The 19,682-nt window shown below is 70.7% G+C and carries 18 protein-coding genes; 10 read left to right on the top strand and 8 right to left on the bottom strand.

The window, feature by feature from the left end; genetic code table 11:
• Positions 1-83: 83 nt before the first annotated feature.
• The 6 genes from AB0G50_RS23050 to AB0G50_RS23025 all read left to right on the top strand — a co-directional run bounded on the left by AB0G50_RS23050 (position 84) and on the right by AB0G50_RS23025 (position 8,055).
• A complete protein-coding gene (locus tag AB0G50_RS23050; RefSeq protein ID WP_360111997.1) occupies positions 84-695 on the top strand; it encodes an HAD family hydrolase in 612 nt (203 codons plus the stop codon).
• A 45-nt stretch (positions 696-740) separates the two neighbouring features.
• A complete protein-coding gene (gene cysS / locus AB0G50_RS23045) occupies positions 741-2,126 on the top strand; it encodes a cysteine--tRNA ligase (protein WP_360111995.1) in 1,386 nt (461 codons plus the stop codon).
• 3 nt (positions 2,127-2,129) lie between these two features.
• The gene (gene rlmB, locus AB0G50_RS23040) at positions 2,130-3,098 is read left to right on the top strand and encodes a 23S rRNA (guanosine(2251)-2'-O)-methyltransferase RlmB (protein WP_360111993.1); all 969 of its coding nucleotides are present in this window, start codon (positions 2,130-2,132) and stop codon (positions 3,096-3,098) included.
• Between the two features lie 258 nt (positions 3,099-3,356).
• A complete protein-coding gene (locus AB0G50_RS23035) occupies positions 3,357-4,787 on the top strand; it encodes an MBOAT family protein (RefSeq protein WP_360111991.1) in 1,431 nt (476 codons plus the stop codon).
• A gap of 378 nt (positions 4,788-5,165) precedes the next feature.
• On the top strand, positions 5,166-6,374 hold the full coding sequence (locus tag AB0G50_RS23030; RefSeq protein WP_360111989.1) for an MFS transporter: 1,209 nt from the start codon (positions 5,166-5,168) through the stop codon (positions 6,372-6,374).
• A gap of 442 nt (positions 6,375-6,816) precedes the next feature.
• Positions 6,817-8,055, top strand: a complete 1,239-nt coding sequence (locus tag AB0G50_RS23025; protein ID WP_360112113.1) for a GGDEF domain-containing protein — start codon at positions 6,817-6,819, stop codon at positions 8,053-8,055.
• Positions 8,056-8,262: 207 nt separating this feature from the next.
• On the opposite strand, the gene AB0G50_RS23020 is transcribed toward AB0G50_RS23025, so the two are convergent.
• From AB0G50_RS23020 to AB0G50_RS22990, 7 genes are all read right to left on the bottom strand, one after another.
• Positions 8,263-9,099 (bottom strand): metal ABC transporter permease, encoded by an 837-nt coding sequence (locus tag AB0G50_RS23020; RefSeq protein WP_360111987.1) that lies wholly within the window; start codon positions 9,097-9,099, stop codon positions 8,263-8,265.
• Positions 9,099-9,914: an ATP-binding cassette domain-containing protein gene (locus AB0G50_RS23015; protein WP_360111985.1), complete on the bottom strand. Its 816-nt coding sequence runs from the start codon at positions 9,912-9,914 to the stop codon at positions 9,099-9,101. Before AB0G50_RS23015 ends, AB0G50_RS23020 begins: the two co-directional genes overlap by 1 nt.
• Complete coding sequence (locus AB0G50_RS23010) at positions 9,911-10,822, bottom strand: zinc ABC transporter substrate-binding protein (RefSeq protein WP_360111983.1); 912 nt, start codon at positions 10,820-10,822, stop codon at positions 9,911-9,913. The genes AB0G50_RS23015 and AB0G50_RS23010 overlap by 4 nt, the downstream gene beginning before the upstream one ends.
• Positions 10,823-11,010: 188 nt before the next feature.
• A complete protein-coding gene (gene ugpC / locus AB0G50_RS23005) occupies positions 11,011-12,111 on the bottom strand; it encodes a sn-glycerol-3-phosphate ABC transporter ATP-binding protein UgpC (RefSeq protein ID WP_360111981.1) in 1,101 nt (366 codons plus the stop codon).
• Between the two features lie 82 nt (positions 12,112-12,193).
• Positions 12,194-13,033, bottom strand: coding sequence for a carbohydrate ABC transporter permease (locus AB0G50_RS23000; RefSeq protein ID WP_360111979.1), 840 nt, complete (start codon positions 13,031-13,033; stop codon positions 12,194-12,196).
• Positions 13,033-13,950, bottom strand: coding sequence for a sugar ABC transporter permease (locus tag AB0G50_RS22995; RefSeq protein ID WP_360111978.1), 918 nt, complete (start codon positions 13,948-13,950; stop codon positions 13,033-13,035). The genes AB0G50_RS23000 and AB0G50_RS22995 overlap by 1 nt, the downstream gene beginning before the upstream one ends.
• 16 nt (positions 13,951-13,966) lie before the next feature.
• Positions 13,967-15,220 carry an extracellular solute-binding protein gene (locus tag AB0G50_RS22990; RefSeq protein WP_360111976.1) on the bottom strand — a complete coding sequence of 418 codons (1,254 nt, stop codon included), beginning with the start codon at positions 15,218-15,220 and terminating at the stop codon, positions 13,967-13,969.
• Between the two features lie 227 nt (positions 15,221-15,447).
• On the opposite strand from AB0G50_RS22990, the gene AB0G50_RS22985 reads away from it, so the two are divergent.
• Both AB0G50_RS22985 and AB0G50_RS22980 read left to right on the top strand, forming a co-directional pair.
• On the top strand, positions 15,448-16,491 hold the full coding sequence (locus tag AB0G50_RS22985; protein ID WP_360111974.1) for a LacI family DNA-binding transcriptional regulator: 1,044 nt from the start codon (positions 15,448-15,450) through the stop codon (positions 16,489-16,491).
• A 122-nt stretch (positions 16,492-16,613) separates the two neighbouring features.
• Entirely contained in the window at positions 16,614-17,717 is a 1,104-nt protein-coding gene (locus AB0G50_RS22980; protein ID WP_360111972.1) for a LacI family DNA-binding transcriptional regulator, read from the top strand.
• Positions 17,718-17,736: 19 nt separating this feature from the next.
• Here the strand turns inward: AB0G50_RS22980 and AB0G50_RS22975 are convergent, their stop codons facing one another.
• Entirely contained in the window at positions 17,737-18,036 is a 300-nt protein-coding gene (locus AB0G50_RS22975; RefSeq protein WP_360111970.1) for a hypothetical protein, read from the bottom strand.
• Between AB0G50_RS22975 and AB0G50_RS22970 the strand changes: the two genes are divergently transcribed.
• Together AB0G50_RS22970 and AB0G50_RS22965 are read left to right on the top strand one after the other, a co-directional pair.
• On the top strand, positions 18,029-18,340 hold the full coding sequence (locus tag AB0G50_RS22970) for a hypothetical protein (RefSeq protein WP_360111968.1): 312 nt from the start codon (positions 18,029-18,031) through the stop codon (positions 18,338-18,340). The genes AB0G50_RS22975 and AB0G50_RS22970 overlap by 8 nt on opposite strands.
• A gap of 171 nt (positions 18,341-18,511) precedes the next feature.
• A complete protein-coding gene (locus AB0G50_RS22965) occupies positions 18,512-19,003 on the top strand; it encodes a carbonic anhydrase (protein WP_360111966.1) in 492 nt (163 codons plus the stop codon).
• The last annotated feature ends 679 nt before the right edge of the window (positions 19,004-19,682 follow it).

Raw genomic sequence — 19,682 nt, 5'->3', positions numbered from 1 at the left:
GACCCGGTAAGCGCACATTTGCGGAACGTGGCGGTCACCATCGGCTGGTCGACGGAAAGGTCCAGACCACGTAGGTTCGTGGGGTGACGATCCGCGCCGTCCTCTTCGACTTCTCCGGCACCCTCTTCCGCCTGGAGCACGACTCGCTGCACGAGCACGCCGAACTGATGCGGGCGCTCACCGCGCCCGTGGGCGTGGTCGAGGGCCTCGACGTGTCGCCCGAGGAGTGGGAACGCCGCGACCTCGACGCCGACCTGCACCGCTCGCTGCACGTGACCGCCCTGGCGAACGCCGGCGCGGCCGACCCGCACGGCTTCTACGACAACCTGATCAGCCCGCCGTTCTGGCAGCCCTACCCGGACACCGCGGCCGCGCTCGGCACCGCGATCCCGACCGCCGTGGTGAGCAACATCGGGTGGGACATCCGGCGCGTCTTCGACCGGCACGGCGTGCGCCACCTGGTCGACGAGTACGTGCTCTCCTACGAGGAGGGCGTGGTCAAGCCCGACCCGAAGATCTTCCGGATCGCCTGCGAGCGGCTCGGCGTGCACCCCTCCGAGGCTCTGATGGTCGGGGACAGCGAGGAGGCCGACGGCGGCGCGGCGGCGGTCGGCTGCCGGGTCGAGATCGTGCCGCCGGACCCGACCGGCGAACGCCCCGACGCCCTGCTGGAAGTGCTGCGCAAGCACATCTGATAAGGCGATTCAACCCTCTGTGGCCAACGCCCGTACCATCTGCGTGTGAGCCTCCACCTCTTCGACACCGCGACCCGGTCAACGCGGGAGTTCCTCCCGCAGGTCAGCGGAACGGCGTCGATCTACGTGTGTGGGGCGACCGTGCAGGGCGTGCCGCACATCGGCCACGTGCGCAGCGGGCTGAACTTCGACGTGCTGCGGCGCTGGCTGGCGCGCGACGGCGCGGACGTCCGGTTGGTGCGCAACGTCACCGACATCGACGACAAGATCCTCGCGAAGGCGGCGCAGGCGGGCCGGCCGTGGTGGGAGTGGGCGCTGACGCACGAGCGCGCGTTCGCCGACGCCTACACCGCGCTCGGCTGCCTGCCGCCGTCCTACGAGCCGCGCGCGACCGGTCACACGACCCAGATGGTCGACCTGATGGCGCGGTTGATCGACAAGGGCCACGCGTACGCCGCGGACGGCGACGTGTACTTCGCGGTGCGGTCGTTCCCGGCGTACGGCGCGCTGTCCGGCCAGAAGCTGGACGAGGTGCACCAGGGCGAGTCGGCGGCCACCGGCAAGCGCGACCCGCGCGACTTCACGCTGTGGAAGGCGGCGAAGCCGGGCGAGCCGTCGTGGCCGACGCCGTGGGGCCCCGGCCGGCCGGGCTGGCACCTGGAGTGCTCGGCGATGGCGACCGCGTACCTCGGGCCGCGGTTCGACATCCACGGCGGCGGCATCGACCTGATCTTCCCGCACCACGAGAACGAGCAGGCGCAGTCGCGCGCGGCGGGCGACCACTTCGCCGAGTACTGGATGCACAACGCCTGGGTCACCATGAGCGGCGAGAAGATGTCCAAGTCGCTGGGCAACGTGGTGTCGATCCCGGAGATGCTCAAGCGGGTGCGCGCGGCCGAGCTGCGCTACTACCTCGTGGGGCCGCACTACCGGTCCACGATCGAGTACTCCGAGACGGCGCTGGAGGACTCGGTCTCCGGCTACCGGCGGGTGGAGTCGTTCCTGCGCCGGGTGGTCGAGCGGACCGGCTCGGTCTCCGACGACGGCTCGTACACCCCGGCGTTCGTGGCGTCGATGGACGACGACATGGGCACGCCGGGCGCGCTCGCCGCGATCCACAAGCGGGTCCGCGAGGGCAACACCGCGCTGGAGGCGGGCGACGACCTGACCGCGCGCGCGGCGGCCTCGTCGGTGCGCGCGATGACCGGGGTGCTGGGCCTCGACCCGTTGTCGTGGACCGATTCGGCCCGGGACGACAGTGGCCGCAAGGCGCTGGCGGCGTTGGTCGAGCAGTTGCTCGAGGAACGCCAGAAAGCCCGCAGGGACCGGGACTTCGCGCGGGCTGACGCCTTGCGCGACCACCTGCTCCTGGCCGGGATCGCCGTCGAGGACACCCCCGACGGTCCGCTTTGGACGTTGAAGGACGACTAGACCGTGGCAGGGAATTCCAAGCGCCGGGGTGCGATGCGCAACCCGGGCTCCAAGAAGGGCGCGGTCGTCGGGTCCGGCGGGCAGAAGTCGAAGGGCTTGCAGGGCAAGGGTCCGACGCCCAAGGCGTCGGACCGGCCGAACCACCCGGCCTACAAGCGCGCGCAGGCGACCGCGAAGGTCGAGCAGGCGCGCACGCAGCGCCGTCGTGTCGCGGAGAACCAGCCGGAGACCGTGGCGGGCCGCAACCCCGTCGTGGAGTGCCTCCGCGCGGAGATCCCGGCGACGGCGCTGTACGTGGCGCTGGGCATCGACAGCGACGACCGGGTGGCCGAGGCCGTGCGGCTGGCCGCGACCCGGGGCATCTCGGTGCTCGAGGTCGCGCGCGGCGAGCTGGACCGGATCACCGGCGGCGCGATGCACCAGGGCCTCGGCCTCCAGGTGCCGCCGTACGAGTACGCCGAGCCGCGCGAGCTGCTCAAGACCGCGCAGCAGTCGGGCAACCCGCCGCTGCTGGTCGCGCTGGACGGCGTGACCGACCCGCGCAACCTGGGCGCGGTCGTGCGGTCGGCGGCGGCGTTCGGCGCGCACGGCGTCGTGCTGCCGCAGCGGCGTTCGGCGAGCATCACGGCCGTGGCGTGGCGCACCAGCGCGGGCACCGCGGCGCGGATGCCGATCGCGATCGCCACCAACCTGACCCGCCAGCTGCGCGAGTGGGCCGAGGCCGGGCTGATGGTCGTCGGCCTGGACGCGGACGGCGACGTGGACGTGGACGGCCTCGAGCTCGCCACCGGTCCGCTGGTCGTGGTCGTCGGCTCGGAGGGTCGGGGGCTGTCCCGGCTGGTGCGCGAGACGTGCGACCAGACGGTGTCGATCCCGATGTCGCCGGGCGTGGAGTCGCTGAACGCCTCGGTCGCCGCCGGCGTGGTCCTGGCCGAGGTGGCCCGCCGCCGCCGCGTCGCCGCCCGCGGCTAGCAGTCCGGGCGTAGAAGTCCGGGCGTAGCAGTTTCGGACCGTCGCACGTGATCACCGACCGGGATCACGTGCGACGCCGACCCCGGTGGCGTGCCCGCCCTGAGGCACCTCGCCCCCAGGGCACCGCAACCGGCCCCGAACGCCACCGTGGCCGCCCGCACGCCACCGAGCGGGGTCGGGTGGCGACTCCGGGTCGTGGTGCGCTCTTCGCGCCGTGTTCGAGACATCGCGCTCGGTCGCCGGATAGGGTCACGGGCGATGTCGTTCGCCTCGCCCCTGTTCCTGTGGTTGTTCCTGCCGCTCGTGCTGGCGGCACTCCTCGCCGCACCCCGGAACCGGCGCAACCTGGTCGTGGCGATCGCCAGTGTGCTGTTCTACGCGACCGGCGCGGGCGGCACGACGTTCCTGCTGCTGGCGTGCGTGGTGGTGAACTTCCTGGCCGGGCGGCGGCTGGAGCCCGACGACACCCGGCCCGAGGGCTCGCGGCGCGGGCTGCTGGTCGGCGTGGTCGTGTTCGACCTGGCCGTGCTGGTGGTGTGGAAGTACCTGGGCTTCGCGACCGAGCAGGCGCACGCGATCGCGTCGCTGGTCGGCGCGGACCTGCCGGTGGTGCACCTGGCGCTGCCGATCGGCATCTCGTTCTACACGTTCCACCACATCTCCTACGTCGTGGACGTGTACCGGGGCGAGCGGCGCGCGCTGCGCGACCCCGTGTCGTTCGTGACCTACATCGCGATGTTCCCGCAGCTCATCGCGGGCCCGATCGTGCGGTACCGGGAGATCGCGGACCAGTTGCCGCAGCGGCGCACGCACCGGCTGGACGACATCGCGGCGGGCTTCCCGCGGTTCGCGCTCGGGCTGTGCAAGAAGGTCGTGATCGCCGACTCGCTGGCGCCGCTGGTCGACGCGTGCTTCGCCACCCCCGGCGACCGGATGACCTCGGGCATCGCCTGGATCGGCGCGATCGGCTACACGCTCCAGCTCTACTTCGACTTCTCCGGCTACTCGGACATGGCGATCGGGCTCGGCCGGATGCTGGGATTCCGGTTGCCGGAGAACTTCGCCCGGCCCTACTCGTCGGTGACGATCACCGAGTTCTGGCGGCGCTGGCACATGTCGCTGTCCCGGTGGTTCCGGGACTACGTCTACATCCCGCTGGGCGGCAACCGGCACGGCGTGGCGCGCACCTACCGGAACCTCGGAATCGTATTCGTGCTCACCGGTTTCTGGCACGGCGCGAACTGGACGTTTCTCGTCTGGGGTTTGTTCCACGGCGCGCTGTTGATCGTGGAACGGCGTTTCGGCTGGGATTCGGGACCGCGCCGGAAAGGCCCGGCAATTGCCCGGCGGGCGCTCACGACGTTGCTCGTGGTAATCGGCTGGGTGTTCTTCCGGTCGGCCGACCTCGGTGCCGCGCTGACCATGATCGGTCATCTTCTGGTCCCCGATTTCGGCGGTCTCGGCGAGACCGTCTCGGCGGCCGCCACGAATCAGCGGATCGTGCTCCTGCTGATCGGGTTGATCATTCTGGTGCTGCCCGACCACCCGGTGACCGGGCCATACCTGGAGTCCTCACGCGACCGCGTCGCCACGGCCGCTAGGGTGTCCCTGATGACGGCGGGTGTCGCCTACTCCGCGATCCTGGTCGCGGGTGGGACGTTCAGCCCGTTCCTGTACTACCAGTTCTGAAGATCGGCACCGGTCGGCGCCGCAACAATTGCCGATCGGGCGGCCCAACGGGACTCGTCGGCACGCACGAACGCACTGGACCGGTCGGCCCAGCGGTCCCGGAGCCAATGGAGGTCACCCTGACGTAGGGTAGGCGGGCATTGCTCGCGCCGGGGCACGTACGGTCAACTGTCAAGAATGGACAGCAGTCTTTTTGCCGATGTAACTACTTTATGTAACTGATCTGGTCCGTTCGGGTACACACTGTGGTAGGACAGAGATTGCACAACCAGCAGCTTCTACCGTGCTAACCGAGGAAATTGTTACTTCGGGTGGGGGTAACGTGACTCACTCATCGGGGACTGAACTCCCGGGGTCGTCGTGACGCCGGGTGGCGCGGTGCGCGCGCTCGTGGGCAACCGCGAGTTCCGCGGGCTGTGGATCGGTTCGACGGTGTCGACCGCGGGCGACCAGCTGGCCGCCGTCGCGCTGTCGCTGCTGGTGTTCGAGCGCACGCAGTCGGCCGCCTGGACGGCCCTGACGTGGTCGCTGACGCTGTTCCCGCCACTGGTCTCCGGCCCGCTGCTGGGCTGGGTGGCCGACCGCTACCCGCGCCGGACGGTGATGATCTGCTGCGCCTGGCTCCAGGCCGCCCTGATGGGTCTGATGGCCGTGCCGGGCGTGCCGCTGTGGGCCATGATCGTGCTGCTGGTGTCGGTGCTGATGATCTCCTCGCCGTTCCTCGCGGCGCAGGAGGCGAGCCTGCCCTCGGTGCTGCCGGGCGACCGGTACGACGATGGCGTCGCGCTGTTCGGCACCTCGGTGGACGTGGCGCAGATGGCCGGGCTCGCGGGCGCGGGCTTCCTGGTGACCGCGGCCGGGCCGAACGTGGCGCTGGCCGCGAACGCCGCGTCGTTCGTGCTCGTGGCGGTCCTGGTGCAGCTGTCGGTGAGGTTCCGGCCGGCCGCCGACCCGCACGGGAGCCGGAATCGGGATCCCGAAGGTCCCAAGGGCGCGTTCACACTGCTGGTCACGGAGCCCCGGCTGCGCTCGCTGATGGGCATGCGGCTGCTCGCCGGACTCGCGATGGTGCCCGAGGGTCTCGCCGTGCCGCTGGCCGCCGACCTCGGCGCCGTCTGGGCGGTCGGGCTCATCCTGGCCATCGAACCCGCGGCGAACGTGCTGGGCGTGGCCGTGCTGTTCCGCCTGGTCCGCGACCCGGCGAAGCGCGAGCGGCTGATCGGTCCGCTCGCCATCCTGTCACTGGCGCCGTTGATCATGTTCGCGCTGAACCCGAACCTGACGTGGACCATCGCGCTGCTGGTCATCGCGGGGATGGCCGGCGCGTACCACACGCCCGCCCGCTCGGCGTGGATGCGGATCCTGCCCGACGCCTACCGGGGTCGGGCCTACGGCATCGGCCGTGCCGCGCTGCGCTCCTCGCAGGGCGGCGGCATGGCGGTTGCCGGCGTGGTGGCGCACTCCATCGGATCGGTCACCGCGACGATCGCGGGCGCCGGAGGCATCGGCCTCCTGCTCGCCACCCAGGCGACCGTAGCCTGGCGACGGGCACGCGTCCGGAATGGCCCGGAGGCGGTGGCGATCTGAAACGGAGTCATCACATGTCGCGATTGTCAAACATGAAGGGCCCCTCGGCTGCGGCCCGCCAGTGAGCGGGCACGTACGGTGAACATTCGGACCGGATGAGGAGAAGGTGGTCTCACATGTCGCGGTTGCGCATGGCGAACGCCTCCTTTGTGCGGTTCGGCGTGGAGCCGCGACCGGCCTCGCGAGCGCGCGCGGCGTCACGTTGCCTGCCGGGTAGGGGGTCGTGGTGGAGAACAGTTTGACTGACGGAAAGGCATCCCGGGCAGTCGGCTGGGCCTCGATTCGGAACTGGGATCTCTGGTCGCTGCGGCCTGCTGCGCTCGCCTACTTCCTGGTGATCGAATCGGCGGTAGGCGGTGCGGCCATTTGGCTGCTGACATCTCTGGGAACGATCGGGCAAGCCGATTGGATGCGGTTCGGCGCCGTCATGTTCGCCATCACGGTGCACTTGACGATCGTTCGTCGCGCAGAGGAGTCGCGTCGTGACGAATCGTCCGGACCGCACATCGACCTGACCTCGGTGTGGACCTTCGCGGCGGCCATCGCGCTGCCCGGCGCGCTGGTCGTGCTGGTGACGATCTGGATGCGCATCCTGGTGCAGCCGATCGCCCGCCGACAGCCGCACCGGTTCGTGTTCAGCACGGCGAGCATCCTCGGTGGAACTCTGCTCGCGTGGGCCGTGGTCCACCTGTCGGGATTCACGTTGTTGGCGACCGGCAACGTGTGGAAAGACCTGAGCCTCGTGCTCGTGCTGATCGCCGCCGCGGTGCTGAACTGGTCCGCGCAGGGCATGAACATCGCGGTCGCGCTGAAGATCGTCACCCCGCACACCCGGATCGTCGAGTTCCTCGGCTCGCGCGCGGACAACATGCTCGAGCTGAGCACGCTCGGCGCGGGCGCCATGCTCGGCATGCTGATGACGACGCACTGGGTCGGGCCGCTGCTGCTGGTGTTCCCGGTCATCCTGGTGAACTCGCTGCTCTACCACGCGGCCGAGCGCCGGGCGCACCTCGAGCGGCTGCTGCGCGAGCAGGAGCAGGTCCAGGCCCGGCTCACCGAGGACGCGCACACCGACTTCCGCACCGGCCTGCTGAACACCACGGGCCTGAACGAGTACGCGTCCCGGCTGACCGAGCGGTGCGGCCGCGACGGCACCCAGGTGACCGTGCTCGCGATCGACCTCGACCACTTCAAGAAGATCAACGACACCTGGGGCCACCCGGCGGGCAACGCGGTGCTGGCCGAGGTGGGCCGCATCCTGCGCGAGAAGCTGCGCCCGGGCGACGTGGCGGGTCGGGACGGCGGCGAGGAGTTCGTGGTCGTGCTGGCCGACACGGGCGTCGCCGCGGGCACCGCGATCGCCGAGCGGGTGCGCGAGGCGATCGGCGAGATGACCGTCGAGACGACCGACAAGCACCGCAACAACGTGACGCTGCGCGGCCGCAACCTGCCGCTCAACGCCGACGGCCCCGAGGTGCGCGCCATCTCCGCGTCGATCGGCGTCGCCGTGCTGCCGGAGAACGGCGACACCCTGGCGGCGGGCCAGCACAGCGCCGACGCGGCGCTCTACGCGGCCAAGGAGAACGGCCGCAACCAGGTCCGCGTGGCCGGTGTCGACTTCCACCCCCGCAGGCTGCCGGCGCCGCGGGTGGACGAGCCCGAGGTCACCCGCTCCGCCTGACCGACCGTCCCACCCGGACACCGGGCACGGACCGTCGTCGCGGTGTAACGCAGGGTGTTCACAGTGGGGACGCGCGATCACCGGCGTGCTGGGTGCTCGTGTCCTCGGCATCCGGCGCTCGATTCAGCGCAGCGCCAACCCCGGGTAGGTCGGTCGAGGGTGGGCTACCCGCTGCGAACCCGGCCAAACCCGATCGGGCGAAGTTTTCTAGACGGTCCTGGTTTGCGGCGTGCCGAAGCCCCGGCACAGCAGGTAGGTGAGGAACGAGATGGCCGTGACGAACGCGCTCACCGGCACGCCGGGCGCCAGGGAGAGCAGGATCCCGCCGACCACGGCGAGTTCGGCGAACAGCACGGCCAGCAGCGTGGCGCGGACCGGCGAGGCGGTCACCCGGGCGGCCGCGGCGGCCGGGGTGATCATCAGCGACAGCACCAGCAGCGCGCCGACGATCTGCACGCTCAGCGCCGTGGCGATGCCCACCAGGACCGCGAACACCACGGAGAGCGTGCGCACCGGCACGCCGCGCGCGGTCGCCACGGCGGCGTCCACGGACGCGAAGTGCAGCGGCCGGTAGATCGCCGCCAGCACGCCGAGCACGACCACCGACGCGCCGATCAGCAGCCACAGGTCGGTCGAGCCGACGCTGACGATCTGCCCGGTCAACAACCCGAACTTGTTCGCCGAGCGGCCCTTGTAGAGGTACAGGAACAGCACGCCGAGCCCGAGCCCGAACGCCAGGATCGCGCCGATCACCGAGTCCCGGTCCGAGTCGCGCCGGGACAGCAGCCCCAGCAGCAGCGCGGCCACCACGGACCCCGCCAGCGCCCCGTACCCCACGCCGACGCCGACCAGCAGGGCCGCCGCGCCGCCGGTGAACGCCAGCTCGCTCGTGCCGTGCACGGCGAACGCCATCTTCCGCGTCACGACCAGCGGCCCCAGCAGGCCCGCGACCGCGCCGAGCACGGCGCCCGCCACGAGCATCTGCTGCACGAACCCGTAGCCCAGGAGCTGCGCGGTGAGCCCCCAGTCGAAGAACTCCCCCATCAGCCCTCTTCCTCGACGTGGTGCGGCTCGTCCTCGCACACGTGCTGGGCGCCCACCACGTGGATCTGGTCGCGCACGCGGACCACCTCCACGTTCGTGCGGTACAGCTCGGACAGCGTCGCGGACGTCATCACCTCGGCGGGCGTGCCGATCCGGAACCGGCCGTCCACCAGGTACAGCACCCGGTCCACCAGCGGCAGCACCGGGTTGATCTCGTGCGTCACGAACAGCACGGCGGTGTCCGCCTCGCGCCGCCGCCGGTCGATCAGGTCGCTGACCACCCGCTGGTGGGCGAGGTCGAGCGAGAGCAGCGGCTCGTCGCACAGCAGCACGCCCGGGTCGCCGACGAGGGCCTGCGCCACCCGCAGCCGCTGCTGCTCGCCGCCGGACAGCAGCCCGATCGGCGAGTCCGCGTACCGGGTCGCGCCGACGGCCTCCAGCGCGGCGTCGACCCGTTCCCGGCGCACCGCGCGGCCACGCCACCCGATGCCCCAGCGGTGCCCGTCGAGGCCGAAGCCGACGAGGTCGCGACCGCGCAGGGTGAGCGTGGCGTCGAGCGCCCGCTGCTGGGGGATGTAGCCGATCCGGCGCGGCCCGCCGACCACCTCGACGGTGCCGGCGGCCAGCGGCTGGAGGCCGAGCAGCACCTTCATCAGGCTCGTCTTGCCCGACCCGTTGGGCCCGAGCACCGCGATGAACTCGCCCGGCGCGACGTCGAGGTCGAGGCCGTCCCACAGCACCCGGTCCCCGTAGGACAGTCGCGCGCCGCGCAGCGCCACCGCCGCGTCCACCCGGGCCGCCACCCGCGTGGTCATGCGCCGAGCGCGACCACGAGCGCGTCCACCTGTTTCGTCATCCAGTCAAGGTAACCGGTGGCGCCGGCCGGGAGCGTCTCGGTGACCTCGACCACCGGCACGCCCACCTCCTTCGCCTTCGCCACGACCTGGTTCGTCGCCGCGTTCTCCGTCTGCACGTTGTTCACCAGCGCCACGACCTCCTTGCGGCCCACCAGTCCCAGCACGTCGGCCAGCGCCGCGGCGGGGATGTCCGTTTCGGACTCGACGGCCTCGCTGAACGACGCGGGCGTCACGTCGTCCACGCCGGCCGTGTCGAGCAGGTAGTGCGACACGGGCTCGGTCTGGAGCACCTTGCGGTCCTTGCCCTTGCCCTCGAGCTCGGTCTTCAGCTCGTCCAGCTTGCGCCCGAACCGATCGGCGTTCGCCTCGAAGGTCGCCTTGCGGTCGGGCGCGATCTCGGACAGGTCGGACGCGGCCTGGTCGGCGACCTTGTGGACGGTCGCGAGGTCGTACCAGACGTGCTCGTTGACCTCGTGCTTCTCGCCCTGGTCGTCGTGGCCCGCCGCCTTGCCGGACAGCACGAACGTCTCGATCTTGCGGGCGTCCTCGGTCTGGGCGTCGAGCAGCGTGGCGAAGAAGTCGTCGTAGCCGCCGCCGTTGAAGATCACCAGCTTGGCGTCGTGCACGGCGGTCACGTCGGACGGCTTGCCCTCGTAGGAGTGCGGATCGCCGGAGGGGTCGCTGATGATCGCGGTGACGTCGACCTCGTCGCCGCCCACCGCCTTGACCACGCTGCCCCACACGTTGGTGGAGGACACCACCTTGATCTTCCCGCTCGCGGCGGTGGGCGCGGACTGACCGCAGGCGGTCAGGGCGACGGCGGTCACGGCGGCCACCGCGCCGAGCAACGCGTTACGGACAGTCATCTACCCACTCCTCGACAGGCGGATCAACAGGCAATGGAAACCGTTGTCGAGTTCAGTTTAGAACGCTGTGCTGCCGGTTTGTCCACCGACCGGGTGTTCTCGTTGCCACATCCGTGCTCCCGGACACGCGTCAGGGCCACCCCCGGCCGCACGGGGGTGGCCCTGACATGTGCGGGTCGACCCGACGGTCAGTCGGTCAGCCGAAGGCCCGACTCCGGGTGGAACAGGTGGATCTCGCCGGCGCCGCGCACCGCGACCTTGACGCGGTTGCCCAGGGCGGGCGGGGTCCGGCCGTCGACGCGGACCACGAAGCGCTCGGAGGCGTTGCCGATGCGCACCGCGCCGTGCACGAGCGCGTCCGCGCCGAGTTCCTCGACCAGTTCGACGGTCATGTCCATGCCGTACTCGTGCGCCGGGACGAGCGCGAGCGACTCGGGGCGGACACCGAACGTGACCTCGCGCAGGCCCTCGCGGGCGGCCCGGTCGAGCGCGCGGCGGTCCAGCGGCACCACGAGACCGTCGAGCTTCACGCCCTCGGAGGTCAGCGGCACGGTCTTGAGGTTCATCGCCGGCGAGCCCATGAAGCCCGCGACGAACGCGTTGGCCGGCCGGTCGTAGAGCGCGCGCGGGGTGTCGCACTGCTGGAGCAGGCCGTCCTTGAGCACCGCGACCCGGTGGCCCATGGTCATGGCCTCGATCTGGTCGTGCGTCACGTAGATCATCGTCGTGCCCAGGCGCTGCTGGAGCGCGGCGATGTTGGCCCGGGTCTCGACGCGCAGCTTGGCGTCCAGGTTGGACAGCGGCTCGTCCATGAGGAACACGGAGGGCTCGCGGACGATGGCGCGACCCATCGCGACACGCTGCCGCTGACCGCCGGAGAGCGCCTTCGGCTTGCGGTCCAGGTACTTGTTCAGGTCGAGCATGCCCGCGGCCTCTTCGACCTTCTTGCGCACCTCGGCCTTGTTCACGCCGCGCAGCTTGAGCGCGAAGCCCATGTTCTCGGCCACGGTCATGTGCGGGTACAGCGCGTAGGACTGGAACACCATCGCGATGTCCCGGCCCTTCGGCGGCACGTTGGTGACGTCCTTGCCGCCGATGTGGATGGCGCCCTCGTCCACGTCCTCCAGCCCCGCGAGCATCCGCAGCGCGGTCGACTTGCCCGAGCCGGACGGGCCGACGAGCACCAGGAACTCGCCGTCGGGCACGTCCAGGGACAGTTCGTCGACCGCGCGCACCGGCGGGTTGCCGGAGTAGACCCGCGAAGCCTTGACGTAGGAGACCTCAGCCATCGCCACACCTTTCGAGAACACGCTTTCGGGCAACGCTAGGCATTGCAAGCGCTTACGGGAACACCCCCATTGGTCTAGTCCACTACCCCTTCACCGCGCCCGCCGACAGGCCGGCCACCAGGTGCCGCTGCACCAGGTAGAACACGACCACCGCGGGCACCGCCACCAGGATCGACGCGGCGGCGAGGTGACCCCACTCGGTCCGGTTCTGCTGCACGAACACCTGGAGGCCCACCGCGAGCGTCTTCGACCCGTCCGCCGCGGACAGGAACGCCGACGCGAACGCCACCTCGCCCCACGCGGTCAGGAACGCGTAGAACGCGGTCACCGCGAGCCCCGGCCTGGCCAGCGGCAGGATCAGCCGCCAGAAGACGCCGAACGGCGAGAGCCCGTCGACCCGGCCCGCCTCGTCCAGGTCGGTCGGGATGGTGTCGAAGTACCCCTTGAGCAGGTAGGTGCAGAACGGCACCGCGGTCGTGCAGTACACCAGCACCAGGCCGAGCGACGTGCCCTGCAACCCCAGCGCCAGCAGGATGTCGTACAGCGGCACGATCAGCACCGCGAACGGGAACATCTGCACCACCAGGAACGACAGCATCAGCGACCGCTTGCCCGGGAACCGGAAGCGGGACACCGCGTACCCCGTGGTCGCGGACAGGAACACCGACAGCACCGTGGTGAGCGCCGCGATCTGCACCGAGTTCCCGAACCAGGCGAGGAAATCGCCCTTCTCGCCGGACAGCACCCGGACGTAGTTGTCCACAGTGGACTCGTCGAGCAGCCTCGGCGAGGTGCCCACCGCCCGCGCGTCCGGCTTGAACGACGTGACCAGCACCCAGAACACCGGGAACACCGCGATCAGCGACGCCGTCCCGAGCGCCGCGTGCAACCCGACCGACGCGAGCCTGCGCCGTCGTGCCATCACCACACCTCCCCGCCCGCCCGCAGCGCGCGCCGGTGGGCGGCGGCGAACACCAGCAGCACCGACAGGATCAGCACGCCGTAGGTCGACGCGATCGCGAAGTCCCTCGTCGCGCCGGAGAAGAACCGCTCGAAGGCGTAGGTCACCAGGATCCGGGTGTTCGGGTTGGCGCCGGTGACCAGGTAGACCACCGCGAACATGTTGAACGTCCAGATCACGCCCAGCAGCACCACCGTGGACGACACCGACCGCAGCCCGGGCAGCGTCACGTGCCGGAACCGCTGCCACGCCGACGCGCCGTCGACCTCGGCCGCCTCGAAGAGATCGCCCGGGATGGCCTGCAACCCGCCCAGCAGCGCGACCATCATGAACGGCACGCCCAGCCACACGTTCACGATCACGACCGCGACGAGCGCCCAGTCCGACTGGCCGAGCCACACCGGTCCCGGCAGGCCGAGGGCGCCCAGGGCCTGGTTGACGAGCCCGTACTTCGCGTTGAACAGGTACTTCCAGGCGAACGCGCTGATGAACGCGGGCACCGCCCACGGCAGCATCAGCAGCACCCGGTACACCGCGCGGCCGCGCACCGGCCGGTTCAGCAGCAGCGCGAGCGCCAACCCGATGGTGTAGTGGAAGAACACGCAGCCGAACGTCCACACCAGCGTGCGCGCCAGCGTCGACCAGAACGAGCCGTAGGCGGGGTCGCCGGACAGCACGTTCAGGTAGTTGCGCAGCCCGACGCCGACGTAGGTCGCGGGCCGGTCGAGCACCGGGTTCGCGATGGACGCCTCGTTGACGTCGGTGAAGGTGAAGTAGACGCCCTGCGCGAGCGGGTAGAGCACGAGCGCCCCGACGACCACCACGACCGGCAGCACCATCGCGTAGGCGTACCAGTGCCGTTCCAGGAACCTGCGCACCGAAGCCCTCCCCGGGTCAGCCGATCGAGTACTCGGGCAGGATCTGGTCCTTGTAGGCCTTCGCGACCGCGTCCAGCGCGGACTTCGCGTCCTCGCGGCCCGCCAGCACGTCCGCGTAGGCGATCTTGAGCGGGTCGAACAACTGGCCTCCCTCCGGGATCCACGGCCGGGGGTGCGCCGCGTCGGCCACCGGTCGGAACGCGGACACCACCGCGTTCGCCCGCACGCCCGGATCGTCGTAGGCGGACTTCCGGGTCGGCAGCAGCCCGAGTTCCCGCGCCACCGCGGCCTGCGCCCCGGTGCCGCTCATGCAGGCGACGAACTTCACCGCCGAGTCCGGCGCCCTGCTGCCCTGCCGGATCACGTAGTCGTGCCCGCCGACCGGCGCCGAGCCCTTGCCCGCCGTGACACCGGGCACCGGCGCGATGCCGAGGTTCGCGGCGTCGGCGAACGCGGCGCCCTTGAGGTAGTCGGCGACCGACCACGGCCCGTTGACCACCATGGCCACCTCGCCCGCGCCGAACGCGGCCTGCATGTTCGAGTAGGAGTTGCCCGGGTCCAGCGCGGTGCCGGCCGACTTCGAGGTCAGCAGGTCCTTCGCGGTCTCGAGCGCCCGCACGTTGGCCGCCGAGTTCACCACGATCCGCTTCGCCGCCGCGTCGACCAGGTCGCCGCCCTCGCCGTAGAGGAACGGCAGCGCGTAGTAGGCGTCGTTGTTGACGAAGAACGCCTTCTCGCCGCCGAGCCTCGGTGCCGCGGCCTTGAGCTCGGCCCACGTCCGGGGCGGTTCGACGCCGGCCGCGGCCAGCAGCTTCCGGTTGTAGAACAGGGCGAGCGAGTCGGTCACCTGCGGCACGCCGTACCCGCGACCCTCGTACTTCGTGGAACCGAGTGGTGTTCCCAGGAAGTCGGCGGTGTCGGCGAGGAGGTCGGTGCCGGTCAGGTCCCGCACGTAGCCGAGCTTGGCCAGCTGGGGCACCCAGGCGACCTCGGCGCGGAACACGTCCGGCCCCTGTCCGCCCTGCGCCGCGGTCTTGTAGTTGTTGAGAGCCTGGTCGAAGGCGACCGTCTCGGTCTTCACCCGGAAACCGCCCTTGCCGGCGCAGTCCTGCGCGATCCTGGCGAACACCGGGCTCTCGTTCGGGCCGGAGGTGTCCCAGAAGGTCACCTCGCCCGAGTCGGGTGCGCCCCCGCCGCCACCGCCGCACGCGGTGAGGACGAGGGTGCCGGCTAAACCGGCCGCCACGGCGGTGAAGAGGGTTCGGCGCATCGTCGCTGTCGTCCCTTCCTGCGGACCTCGTCGGACGAGGTGGGGTGCAAGAACTTGCGAAAACGTTGCCGCGGAGTGCATACCCGTGACCGGTTGCGCGTCAAGGGAAGCGCCGCGACAACGCCGTAATGGCGGCGTGCGAACGGGCGAAATCCGGCCGGCCGTTGCAAAAATTTGCCGACACCGGCAGGCTGCACGTCACCGATCAGCGACCCGAGGAGGCACCCGTGCCCGGTCTGTCCGAGATCGCCAGGGCGGCGGGCGTCAGCATCTCCACGGTGAGCCGGGTCCTCAACCGGCGTCCCGGTGTCAACGACGAAACCCGCCAGCGGGTTCTGGCCGTGCTCGCCGAGATGCCCTACACCCCGCGCGGCCTCGGCGCGTTGCAGCGCACCGGCGTCATCGGGCTGCTGGTGCCGGAGCTGTCCAACCCGGTGTTCCCGGCGTTCGCCGAGGCGCTGGAGGTGCGCGCGGCGCGGCTGGGCTACTCGTCGCTGCTGTGCAACACGCGGGCCACCGGCAACGCGGCGATGGGCGAGGAGGAGTACGTCCGGATGCTGCTCGCGCGCGGCGTCGAGGGCATGGTGTTCGTGTCGCCGGAGATCACCAACGTCGAGGTGCCGCTCGGCCAGGCGCCGCGGCCGTCGTACTACGCGAAGCTGCTGGCCGACGGGGTGCACATGGTGTTCCTCAACGGCGCGACACCGTCGCTGGACGTGCCGGACGTGACGGTGGACGAGCAGCACGCCGGGTACGCCGCGACCAGGCACCTGGTGGAGCTGGGGCACCGGCGGATCGGCTTCGTGTCGGGACCGGCGCGCTCGCTGCCGTCGCGGCTCAAGCGCGCCGGGTGGGCGGCGGCGCTGGAGGAGGACGGGCTGCCCGCCGAGTCGGACTTCGTGGCGCACGCGCCGTTTGGGCCGGAGGGCGGCGCGGCGGCGGTGGCGGCGCTGCTGGACACGATCCGGCCGACGGCGGTGATCTGCTCGTCCGACCACATGGCGATCGGCGTGCTGCGGGAGGCGCACCGGCGCGGGCTGTCGGTGCCGGGCGAGCTGTCCGTGGTGGGCTTCGACGACATCCCGCTGGCGTCCTACTGCTCGCCGTCGTTGACCACGCTGGCCCAGCCGATCGAGGAGATGGCGGTGGCCGCGGTGGACGAACTGGTGCACCGGCTGGACCCCGATCGGCGGCGTCGGCACTCCGGCAACTACACGCGGGTGTTCCGACCGCGACTCGTGGTCAGGGAATCGTCTGCGCCACCGCGTTAAGGCCGATTGGTCTGGACCAAAGCGTTGACCGTTGACCCACCTTGACCTGCGGTTATGGAATTTTTGAGGGACGCCGGTCACCCCTACTTCTGTAATTGGTTCTGAACCGTTACGGTCACTTCATGGCGCGGTCGATGCATGTGCGACGCCCGGCGACGCTGGCCTCCTTGGCCGCCGAGCTGGGTGTTTCCCGGACAACGGTGTCCAACGCGTACAACCGTCCCGACCAGCTCTCCCCTGAGCTGCGACGCCGGGTGTTGGAGACAGCGAGAAGACTCGGGTACCCGGGCCCCGACCCGGTGGCCCGTTCCCTGCGGACACGCAAGGCGGGCGCGGTGGGCCTGTTGCTCACCGAGAACCTGTCCTACGCGTTCCGCGACCCCGCCGCGCTCGGCTTCCTCGAGGGCCTGGCGCTGGCCTGCGAGGACGCGGGCACGGGGTTGTTGCTGGTGCCGGCGAACCCGGAGCGGGAAGACGTCGCGGCGGTCCACCGGGCAGGTGTGGACGGCTTCGTCGTGTACTCGGTCCCGGACGACGACCCGCACCTGGCGGCGGTGTTGGAGCGCCCGGTGCCCACGGTCGTGTGCGACCAGCCGGACCTCGGCAACGTCGACCGGGTCGGCATCGACGACCGGGCCGCGATGACCGAGCTGGCCCGGCACCTGATCTCGTTGGGGCACCGGCGGATCGGGGTCGTGTGCATGCGGCTCGGGCGGGACCGCAACGACGGTTTCGTCACGCCGGAACGGCAGCGGACGGCGCACTTCCACGTGCAGCGGTCCCGGCTCGCCGGGCTGGAGCAGGCGTTCACCGAGGCGGGCGTGGACTGGAGCACGGTGCCGGTCGCGGAGCGGTTCGACCACACGATGTCCTCGGGCGCCTCGGCGGCCGGGCAGGTGCTCGAGCGCGACCCGCAGATCACGGCGTTGATCTGCACGTCGGACATCCTGGCGCTGGGCGCGTTGAACGAGGCGCGGCGGCGCGGGCTGCGGGTGCCGGCCGACCTCACGGTGACCGGGTTCGACGGGATCCGCGAGGCCGAGCAGGCCGGGTTGACCACCGTGCGGCAGCCCGTGCTGGAGAAGGGTCGCGCGGCGGGCAAGCTGCTGATGGACTCGGCGGAGCGCACCCGGCCGCGGCAGGTGCTGCTCGCGACGGAGCTGGTCGTCGGCTCCACGGCGGGTTCGCCCAAGGGCGTCGCCGAAGAGCGCTGGTTCGGTCCCTGACGGTTCGACCCGGTGGTGTTCACGTGGTGCGGAAGACCACCGGGTCGCTCGACACGCCCGCGACCGTCGCCACCAGTAGGTAGTCGCCCGGACCGAGCCTGGTCCGCGGCCCGCACCCCGGCTCCGACGTCGTGCCGAGCCAGGTGAGCCCGAACTCGAACCGCTCGCCGGGTTTGATCACCCGGACCTCCGAGCCCTCCGTGTCGTAGCAGTCGTTGCTCGACCACAGGCGCGTGCCGCCGTCCGCCGTCATGACCTTCAGCTCGCGGACGTGCCGCCCGATCTCCCTGGTGCACGGCAGGGTCCCGGTGTTGGTCACCACGATCCTGAACTCCGGCTGCCGCTCGGTCTTCGCCTCGGCCGTGACCTTGAACTGCCTGTCCTCGCACGGTTGCGGCGGCCCCGGCGGCGGGGTGGGCGTGGCCGTCGTCGGTGCCGGGCTCGTGGTGCTGCTGCTGCTCGTGGCGGGCACGGTGCTGCTCGGCGTGGGAGGGTTCGAGGTGCCGCCCGGTTGTGGGGAGGACCCCGGCTCGCCCCGCCCCACGAGGGCCGCCGTCGTCCAGACCGCGGCCACGAGCGCGACCACCCCGAGGGCGATCGCGACGACGCGGCGGCGCCAGTAGACGGTCGGCGGATGCGGGCCTGTGGGCTCGGTCACGCGACCGAAGGTAACCGGGCGTTGGTCTTTTCGTACGCAGGCGGTAGTAACCCGATGTGGTGAACGTGATCCCCGTATCGAACCTATTGCCGACCCCCCGGGCAGAGGTTCCAATCCTGGGGACTTGGAGGTGGAAATGACGTCGATCGACGAGCTCCTACGCCGCAACTCGCTTCTGGGCGACGCCATCGCGGGTGATCGCTCCACGGCCCGGCCGTCGTTGAAGGTGGCCATCCTGACGTGCATGGACTCCCGGATCAGGGTGTTCGAGATCTTCGGGTTGAAGCAGGGTGAGGCGCACGTGCTGCGCAACGCCGGCGGTGTGGTGACCGACGACGTGATCCGGTCGTTGGCGCTGAGCCAGCGGAAGCTGGGCACGCGCGAGGTGCTGTTGGTGCACCACACGAACTGCGGCCTGGAAATGGTCACGGAGGACGACTTCAAGGACGAACTCGAGTCGGACTCGGGTCTGCGCCCGATGTGGTCGGTGGAAGCTTTCCGCGAAGCGAAGGACTCGGTGAAGGGCTCGATGAACCGAGTCCGCCACAGCCCGTTCCTCCCCCACCGCGACCAGGTCCGAGGTTTCGTCTACGACGTCCACACCGGCGCCCTCACCGAGGTCGTGTAACTCCCCCACGCCGCCAGGCCCTCCGCGCCCCACTGCGGCTCTTCTCACTCCCACCACGCGGGTCGTAGGATTGTTCAACAATCCCACGACCCGCGTGGCTTTTACTTTGCCCTCTTGTTCAACAAAAGACACACTCCCTCGTTGAACCACAAGATCGTCCTACAATCCAACAATCCCCCACCGCACGCAGCGCGGCCCAGCGGGCACGACGCGGCGAGTTTCAGACAGGCAGCGTCCGTACGGGAGTTGGCCACGCCGACGCCTCACCACGAACCCACCTTCCAAAATCACCAGGCCCCCGAACAACCACCATCACCCCGCACCCGTTCCCAACTTCGGCCACCACCACCACCGCCAGTCACCACCACCGCCAGTCACCGCCAGTCACCAATGGCCGCCGCTGCCACCGACGCCCCCCGCTGTCGCACACCGCCGCCGCACGACCCACCCACCCCACGGCTCTAATCGCCCCACCTTCGCCCAGCCCAGCTCGACCCGGCCCAACTCGACCCAGCCCCACTCAGCCCGGCGGGCGGCGGTGGTCGGTGGCCGGCGAGCGGCGGCGGGCGAGCGGCGGCGGGCGAGCGGCGGCGGCAGCAGCTGGCGAGCACGGTGAACCTGGTGGTGTTCGGGCTCAAGGCGCTGGCGCAGATCCCGGCCGTCGCGGCGGTGGGCGACT

Origin of the sequence: Actinosynnema sp. NPDC020468, from assembly GCF_040642015.1 — a bacterium.
In the GTDB taxonomy this organism is placed as follows: domain Bacteria; phylum Actinomycetota; class Actinomycetes; order Mycobacteriales; family Pseudonocardiaceae; genus Actinosynnema.
This window is presented reverse-complemented; position numbering and strand designations above follow the sequence as displayed.